The 9,002-nt window shown below is 44.1% G+C and carries 4 protein-coding genes; all 4 read right to left on the bottom strand.

The window, feature by feature from the left end; translation table 11 throughout:
• Positions 1 to 204: 204 nt before the first annotated feature.
• Entirely contained in the window at positions 205 to 1,284 is a 1,080-nt protein-coding gene (locus A4S05_RS04045; RefSeq protein ID WP_069068542.1) for a hybrid sensor histidine kinase/response regulator, read from the bottom strand.
• Between the two features lie 12 nt (positions 1,285 to 1,296).
• Positions 1,297 to 5,088 (bottom strand): response regulator, encoded by a 3,792-nt coding sequence (locus A4S05_RS04040; RefSeq protein WP_069068541.1) that lies wholly within the window; start codon positions 5,086 to 5,088, stop codon positions 1,297 to 1,299.
• A gap of 515 nt (positions 5,089 to 5,603) precedes the next feature.
• Positions 5,604 to 6,965, bottom strand: coding sequence for a dihydroorotase (locus tag A4S05_RS04035; RefSeq protein ID WP_069068540.1), 1,362 nt, complete (start codon positions 6,963 to 6,965; stop codon positions 5,604 to 5,606).
• A gap of 293 nt (positions 6,966 to 7,258) precedes the next feature.
• On the bottom strand, positions 7,259 to 8,611 hold the full coding sequence (locus A4S05_RS04030; protein ID WP_069068539.1) for a histidine phosphatase family protein: 1,353 nt from the start codon (positions 8,609 to 8,611) through the stop codon (positions 7,259 to 7,261).
• Between the last annotated feature and the right edge of the window lie 391 nt (positions 8,612 to 9,002).

Here is a 9,002-nt window from a genome sequence, read left to right as displayed (position 1 = left end):
GACTCAATGAATGCATTCCCAGTCGGAAACTGGGAACGAGGAAATGTTTATCAAGCTAGGTTTTTAGGACTTGTGTGTACACCGTAGCTTAAAAAGGGAGGAACCAGAATCAAAGTCTCCCAATTTATCGGGGGATTCAGGGGGATCTAAAATTTTTGATACCGACAAGAGGACTTTTAAAATATCCTCTTCGGTTAGAGTGAATTATTTATTTTTGAATAATACAGTAAAAATACTACCATTTGGATGATTATCTTCGATGGTGATTGTACCGGAATGTGCCTCGATCGCCATTTTGCAGAAAGCCAATCCTAAACCAATTTGCGAAATTTCTGGCATCAGAGTTCCAATTTCATACTTCTCGAAAATGATTTGTCGTAAGTCTTGACGAACTCCCGAACCGGAATCAGCGACTTGCACTTTAGCACCACCTGCTGCCAAATACTCTCCTCGGAGGATGACTTGAGAATTGAAGGGGGAGAACTTAATGGCATTGGAGAGCAAATTATCCAGCACTCGACGAAAGATCACTGCATCTACTGCAACAATGCCACCAGGTTCGGGAAATTCACGTATCAGGGTCAGGTTTTTTTGAGTAGCGATCGCCTCAATATCTTCTACAGCTGATATACACAGTGCACAAAGATCCACTTCTGTGTAGTTGAGAACCATTTTGCCAGATTCCAACTTTGCCATAATCAGCAAATTATCAATTAACGATTGTAGTTGTTGTCCAGCAAGTAAAATTTGATCGACTTTTCCTTGCTGTTGTTCCTGTGAGAAACCTGGCAACCGAAGAATCTCTGCTCCTAAGATAATACTGGTAAGCGGATTTCGCAGATCATGCACAATCATATTTACCATGTCTTCTCGCGTCTTGAGCAATACTTGCATACTGTCGTATTGCTGCTTAATCCGCAACATGGAATTAACTCTAGCTCGTAATTCCACACCGTTGACGGGTTTACTAATGAAATCATCTGCACCCGTCGCCAGACATCGAGCCAAATCTTCTTTCTCGGTTAATGCTGTCACCATGATGATCGGCACTGCTTGCCATTGTGGATCGGCTTTGATGCGCCGGCAGACTTCCATCCCATCAAGATCGGGCATCATCACATCTAATAAAATCAGATCGGGCTGAAAACTATCGAGGCGATTTAGAGCTTGTTGACCACTAGAAGCGTAGTAAAGCTGGTAGTTTTCACCATCCAGTAAGGTTTCAACAACGTCAAAGTTATCGGGTTGATCGTCGATCACTAAAATAGAGGTTTGACTATCCATCGAAAATTTCCGTTACCTGCTTAAGAGTTCTTGAATTGTGGTTACAAGCTGTTTAAGTTTTATCGGTTTGGTGAAATATTCGTTAGCTCCAGCCGCTAAACAAGTTTTGCGATCGCCAGGCATGGCTAAGGCCGTTAGTGCAATGATTGGAATATGCACAAATTGCTGATCGTTACGGATACGCCGCATTGCTTCCAACCCATCCATTCCCGGCATTTGAATGTCCATTACAATTAAGTCGGGGCGTTGAACTCTCACAAGGTCAATAGCTTGTTGTCCATTGTTTGCCAGAATCAGATGATACCCTCGACCTTCAAGATAGCCGGACATAGTATCAATATTTGCTTGATTATCTTCTGCCAGTAAAATCAAAGGAGTGTCTAGAACTGCTTCTGGTACGCCAATTAGATTTGGTGGTTTAGAATAGGCAGAATGTTGTAGTTTATCTATAGTTGCTTGAAGTTGAGTGCGGGTAATGGGTTTGACCAGATATTCAAACGCTCCCTGAGCTAATCCTTTGCTACGCTCATCCACAACTGAAATGATGATCGCTGGAATATTTTTGGTTTTTGGGTTGGTCTTGAGTTGATTGAGCACCTCCCAACCGGATAGATTAGGTAGTTGCAAATCCAGAATAATCAGAGCAGGTTGAAGGCGCAGCACTTCTTCTACGGCTCCTTCACCTTTGGGATAGATGATGGGTTGCATTCCCATTTCGCTGAAGTAGCGAGTAATTTGGTCAGCCGCCGCAACAGAATCTTCGATAATCAAAACTTGAGCATTCTCAGCAGGTAAGTGATGGCTGGGCAATAAAGTAGTTGCCTGCGTTATTGACACATTGTCTCTGGTATGGTATGGAATACAGACGGTAAAACAACTTCCCTCTCCAACTTCACTCTTAACTAAGACCGTTCCTCCATGTAGGGCTACAATCTTTTTTACTAGTGCCAAACCTAGACCAGTGCCACTGTACTGACGGTTAAGGCTACTGTCAAGCTGGATAAAAGGCTGAAACAGCTTGCCAATTTCTCCAGCAGCGATACCGATGCCGGTGTCAGTGACATGGAAGCAGAGGTTTGGGGAGGATGAGGGGGACAAGGAAGAATTTACTCCCCCTGCCTCCCCGGCCTCCCCTGCTCCCCCTGCTCCTCTGCCCCCCTCCCCCTCCACCCGGACTTCTAGCGTTACAGATCCGCCATCTGGTGTGAATTTGACAGCGTTACTCAGCAGGTTGATCAATACCTGACGCAGACGGCGATCGTCTACTTGGATGCTGTGAATATGCTCAGAAATATGAATACTAAGACCAATATTCTTTTTCAAAGCCATCTGTTTAACAAAGGCAATGCTGGTATCACAGAGGCTCCTGACAGAAACATCACTCAATTGCAGTTCTAGTTTGCCAGATTCGATTTTAGACAAGTCTAGAATGTCGTTGATTAGTTCTAACAAATGCCTACCACTGCGCTCAATAGTCGCGATCGCTTTTACTTGTCTTGCATTGATGGAGCCAAACACACTTTCTTGTAAGCCCTCTGACATACCCAAAATCGCATTGAGCGGTGTTCGCAGTTCATGGCTCATGTTTGCGAGAAATTCGTCTTTGAGGCGAGTAGCGCGGGCAAGTTCCACGTTGGCGTTAGCAAGTTGCTCATTCGTTTGCCGCAGTTGTGCTTCGGCTTGTTTGCGATCGCTAATATCAGTAACCCGTACTAGATTCATGGTACGTCCGGCTACAGTAATTGGTTTAGCTGCAATGTTTCCCCAGAAAATTTTACCCTGAAGAGTAACATATTCAATCTCTCGGCTCCAAACACCTTTTGACTGCATATCTGTGACGATCGCATCGGTTTCGCTAGCAGTAAATGGACGGTACTGGAGTCTTTGCCCATTAATATTGAGCAATTCAGCTTTGTCAACTGCCTCAAACAATTCTACGGCCCGTCGATTGCAATCCAGAATAAGCAGCGTTTGCGGGTCAACCAAAAAAATGGCATCGGCAGATTCGTTAAAAATTGCTTCTCGCAAATCCTGATTGTGGATAAGTTCTTGTTCGGCTTGTTTGCGTTGTGTAATGTCAATATGGCAACCAATCATCCGGAGGGCGTTCCCATCTTGATCCCACGTAATCACATGGCCGGAACAAATGACCCAAACAGTAGAACCATGTTTATGTCGATATCTCACCTCGTTGTAAAAGGGAATTTGTCCACGACTTTGGATGTGTCGGTTGAAAAGTTCCAAAACACCCGGTAAATCTTCTGAAAAAATTAGGTTTTGCCAACTCTCTGGTGTATTGGGCAATTCATGATCTTCATAGCCAAACATCTGCTTGAAAGTTAAGCTCAAGTACTCCTGATTGCCAGGAATATCCCAGTCCCAGTAACCAGCTAGAACTACTTCAAGAATCTGCTCCAAAAGATGTAATTCAATTCGCAGCATTTGAGTGCGTTGCAGTTCTTGCTCTGAAAGCTTGCGTTCTGTGATATCCGTTAACACACCCAGCATTCGCAGCAGTTGTCCGGTTGCGTCATAAACTCCCCGTCCTTTTGCCGATACCCAGTGAATGCTGCCATCTTGCCAGACAACTCGGTATTCCACAGCATAATCGGTTTGTGTGGCGATCGCCTGACTGAGTTCCATCTCAACCCATTCCCGATCCTCTGGATATAATTGATTGATCCACTTTTCATAAGTCCAGTTGGCATCACTCAAATCAGAACCAAAACAGTAAATTGTATTCTCACTAGCAAATATTTGATTGGTGATTGGGTTTAACTCCCAGTAGCCAATACCAGTAAAATTCAGGGTAAGTTTGAGTTTCTCTTCGCTGGCTTTTAAGGCTGCTTCTGTCCGTTGGCGTTCTGCCAGCTCTGCTTGTGCTTGCTGATATACACTTCCCTGTTGAATGGCGATCGCTATTTGCACCGCCAGTTGATCTAATAAATCTAGTTCTACTGATTGCCAGTGGCGAGATGCACTACATTGGTGAACAATTAATAATCCCCATAACTGTTCTTTGACTAAAATGGGTACTACCAGATTGGCTTTGACTTCAAATTGTTCTAGAATATGCAAATGATAATTTGTTAATTCAACCTGATAAATATCGTCAATTGCTAGTTTTTTCCCTTGGCGATAGTCACTTTCGGCTTCTTGTTGAAAGCAAGTAAAAAGAATTTCCCTTCCTAGAGCCACCGTCCAGCCTGGAAGCACTGACTCCGCCACAATTGTGCCGCTCATATCTGGCTGAAATTGATAGACCACTACTCGGTCTGCTTTCAAAAACTGCCTTACTTCTGTCGCTGTGGTATGCAGAATTTCTTCTAGTTTAAGAGACTGACGAATCCGTAAGGCGATCGCAGCAATCAGTTGTTGTTGTTCCCGACTTTGTTCTAACTGTCGAGTCAGATGCATTCGTTCAACGGCATGATGAATAGCACCTTGAAGAACTTCAGCCGTGAGTTTATCTTTAACCAAATAATCTTGGACACCACTTTTCATTGCACGGACTGCGATCGCTTCATCCCCTTGTGCTGTTAGCATAATTACAGCAGTTTGGGTATGGTTATAAGATTCCCAAAATTGCTGAATAAACTTTAGTCCATCCCCATCAGGCAACACAAAATCCAGCAAAATAATATCTGGTATCTCCTGCTGACACCATTTCAGTGCTTGCGTTGCCGTCTCAAGCTCCAAAATCCGATAGGTATACACGCTGTCCTGCTTTAAAAAACGACAATATGCTTCGCGATCTTCAGCGCAATCAATCAGCAGGATTGTGAGGCAAGAAGGATGACTCATAAATTTAATATAAAAACGCGATCGCGCTTCACAAAAATTATACCTCGATAACCATTGTGTTAATAGCCTGATGGAAATCGAGTCACACCTGGACAAGAAAAATACAAAACAGACAAAATGCCTGAGACATCTCAATATTTGTCGGGTTTTGGGGAAAAGGGTAAGGGGTAAGGGGAAAGAAAAAATCTTAGGACTTACGCACTGTACAACTTAATCATGGTATGAATATACGAAAATTGGTCGTTTCAGCCTTTTATTAATCGTTCTTCGATGGTCATCTGTAGGGGTAAAGCACATTGCTCACTGGTGTCAACTTAACGCGAAACCGCATGTCCGCCAGGGATTGTAAATCCCTGTCTCATNNTATTTTTGGCTTAAGTTGACATCAGTGAGAAATGCTAAACCCCTACGACAGACGTGCTTTTTCAAAGAATCCATATTTGGTATTTTCTGTTAATGCGTAAGTCTTAAAACCTTTAACCTTTTCCCTTTACCCTTTTCCCCAAACCCATTTTTCACAACCAGGTTTGCACAACATGACCCTTCAACTGTTGTCCTAACCAAGGTGTATTTTGTGAAAGTGTATAAAGACTTTTCCGTTCGACTTTCCAGGTTTGCTGAGGATCAAATAAAGTAAGTTCTGCTGGTTGATGAGGTAGAATTGCACTGACTTTCTGACCCAAACACTCTGCTGGACTAATACTCAATGCCCGCCATAATTCTAAAGCTGTAAATTCTTCAGTTTCAACAAGATATTGCCACAGCAGAGGTAATGCTAACTCTAAACCAATTGCCCCGGCTGGTGCTTCGGCAAAAGCTTGGACTTTTTCTTCATAGCTGTAAGGTGTGTGGTCAATAGCGATCGCATCTATCACACCCGCACGTACCCCTGCACGCAACGCCGCCACATCACTAGGATTACCTAAAGGCGGGTCTAAATGCAAGCTGGTGTGATAACTCTTAATTGCTTTTGTATCAAGTAAAAGGTGCATCCAGGTGGTGCTGGCGGTGATGGGTAAACCAGCAGCCTTTGCTGAAGCGATTAATTCCACGCTGCGATCTGTGGAGACACGCATAATATGGACTGGTGTGCCTATAGTTGCAACCAATTCAAGCATAGCTGCGATCGCAGTAGTTTCAGCGCTAGCGGGAATTGGAGGTAAACCAAAACGCAGAGCATTCGCCCCTTCTCTCATTACACCATTTGCTGCTAACTGGCGATCGCTAGGCCAAAATGCTACAGGTTTACCCAACGGCTGAAGATACTCTAACACTCGCCGCACCAGCGCCAAATTTTCTAACGGCTTACCATCGGTAAAACCAACAACTCCAGCCGCCGCTAAATCTGCCAACTCCGTTAATTGCTTCCCAGCAACATCTAGGGTAATAGCACCCCAGATATGAAGCAGGGGAGCAGGGGAGCAGGGGAGCAGGGGAGACAAACTCTTCTCTGCCCCTCTGCCCCCCCGGTCAGCGTTAGAGGTTTCTGCCATAGACCTCTGCCCCTCTGCTCCTCTGCCCCTTTGCCCCTCTGCCCTCTTCTGCTGCAACTGTGCCACAAGGGCAGGGTTATCAATAACAGGGGATGTATTGGGTAAAATGCTAACTCTGGTAAAGCCGCCAGCAGCAGCAGCTTGTAAAAAAGACAAGAGGGTTTCTCGGTCTTCAAAGCCAGGTTCACCAGAGTGGCTGTACAAATCTATTAACCCAGGGCCAAGAACTAATCCCTGACAATCTCTAATTTTAGTATCAGAAGTGATATCAGAAATGTGTGAAGCTACTTCTCGGATATAACCATCAGCAATCAACACATCAAAGATTTCATCTATTTTAGAAACTGGGTCAATCACCCGTACTTTTTGCAGCAGTTCAATCATAAAAGTTTTTAGTTATGAGTTATGAGTTATGAGTTAGGACTTAAGTAAGTAGGCATAATTCAACATAAAGTAAAATCCTAGTTCGTAATCAGCGATTCATCGCTCGAAGCAAGGATTATTAGGACTAAAGTCCTTACTACAAACTTTAATTTATTTACGTCTAGCTACTTATGAGTTATTTGTTTTTCAGTCATTGCTTCTAACTTTATTCCTCACTCCCAATTTCCAACTCCTCACTTCTCATTCCTCACTCCTCACTCCTAACTCCTCACTTCTCATTCCTAACTCAGCACTTACAAAGCCCCCGCTGCTGTTTTATCTAGTACGCCTCCACCGAAGTGAGTGGTGATGTTCATGGCTTGTAATACTGGTAAACCATCGATTCCAGACGGGTAATCGATAACGCTAACTGCGCCATTACCCTGACGGAAATTCCAGAAATTTTCTAGTGATAAACCTAGAATGTGACAAAGCAAGGTTTTATTTGTAGCGTCATGAGCTACAACTAATACAGTTTTGAATTGATTAGTTGATGCAACTTGCACAATAGATTGCCAAGCTGCAACGCTGCGTTCCCACACTTCTTGCAAATTTTCCCCTTCAGGCATTTGAACTTGGGCTGGTACTAGCCGCCAGCGCTGCAACTCTCCTGGAAACTCTTGCTCTATCTCTGTTTCTAATTTTCCTTCCCAGAGTCCGTGACTGATTTCTCTTAAACCATCTTGCAAGTCTAACTTTACATTTGGATGTTGTTTTAAAATAATCTCTGCTGTTTCTTTAGGGCGCAGCATTGTGCTACTGACAGCAAAATCAATCGCTACGTCTCGGAGAAATTCACCTGCTTTTTGCGATTGTTGTCTACCGTTGTCGTTAAGGGGGACATCAATTTGTCCTTGAAACCTAGTTTGGCGATTCCAGTCGGTTTCACCGTGACGCACCAATAACAATCGTATTCCTTTATGATCCGGTCGCAATGAGGGTAAAGTCTCTCCCGTGTGTTGCGTCTGATTTAAGGATTCTAGCTGGACTGGTTCGCCCAATCCCCCGGCAAAATTTAGTACGGTAATGCCACAGTTAGATTGTTGTATTGAATGGTAGCGACTTGGGGGAATTCCCAAGGCTGTGCTAATGAGAGCGCGATTAATACCGTTATGTCCCACTATAAGAATAGTTTCGCCTTGATGCTGGGACAAAGTTTCTTGCCAAAATTGCCGTGCTTGTTCGTATATGGCAAGAACAGGAAAATGTTCTCTTGTCCCTTGTGCATCATTTATCAGCATCCGCAGTTCGTCGGGGCGCTGATGCCAAGTGCAGTAGTCTTCGGCAAACTTCTGTTTGACTTCGGCAGTTATCAGCCCTGCCCATACGGGGAGGTCGATTTCTAGCAGTAAATCAGAAACTTGAATTACAGCAGATTGTTCAGAAGTAGTAGCTAACTCGCTATGAATAATATCTGCTGTGTGTTTCGCTCGTTGCAGAGGACTGCTATAAATAGCATTAAATAAAATATTGCTGAGGGCTTTGCCAACTTTACTTGCATCGTTACGACCTTTTTCGGTTAATGTTGACGCATCAGTGCGTCCCTGAATACGCCGCTCGGTGTTATAACCACTTTGACCGTGGCGCACAATGATGACACGAGTCATCTCAAAGCCCTCCTGTATCTAGACGATTAATTTTACTGCAAAATGATTGCAGAATTACCGACTCAGGAAGGCCGATTTAGTCAAGTGGGAAATTTTACTCTTGTAGGGGACGTAGAATAAGCAGCAAAAATAGCCGTAGGGTTTGCTCCCCGCAAGCCTATCGTGTACACACAAGTCGAATTACCCCCCTTAATCCCCCCTTGCAAAGGGGGGAAACTAGAAATACAGTTCCCTCCCCTTTTCAAGGGGAGGGTTAGGGTGGGGTAAAACCTTGGATAATCAGCTATTTCAGACTTGTGTGTACACCGTAGCTTGCAAAGGGGGGAAAAAGAAATCAATCCGGTTCCCTCCCCTTTGCAAGGGGAGGGTTAGGGTCTTTCAAGGGTAGGGG

It is taken from the genome of Nostoc sp. KVJ20, from assembly GCF_001712795.1.
Classification (GTDB): domain Bacteria; phylum Cyanobacteriota; class Cyanobacteriia; order Cyanobacteriales; family Nostocaceae; genus Nostoc.
This window is presented reverse-complemented; position numbering and strand designations above follow the sequence as displayed.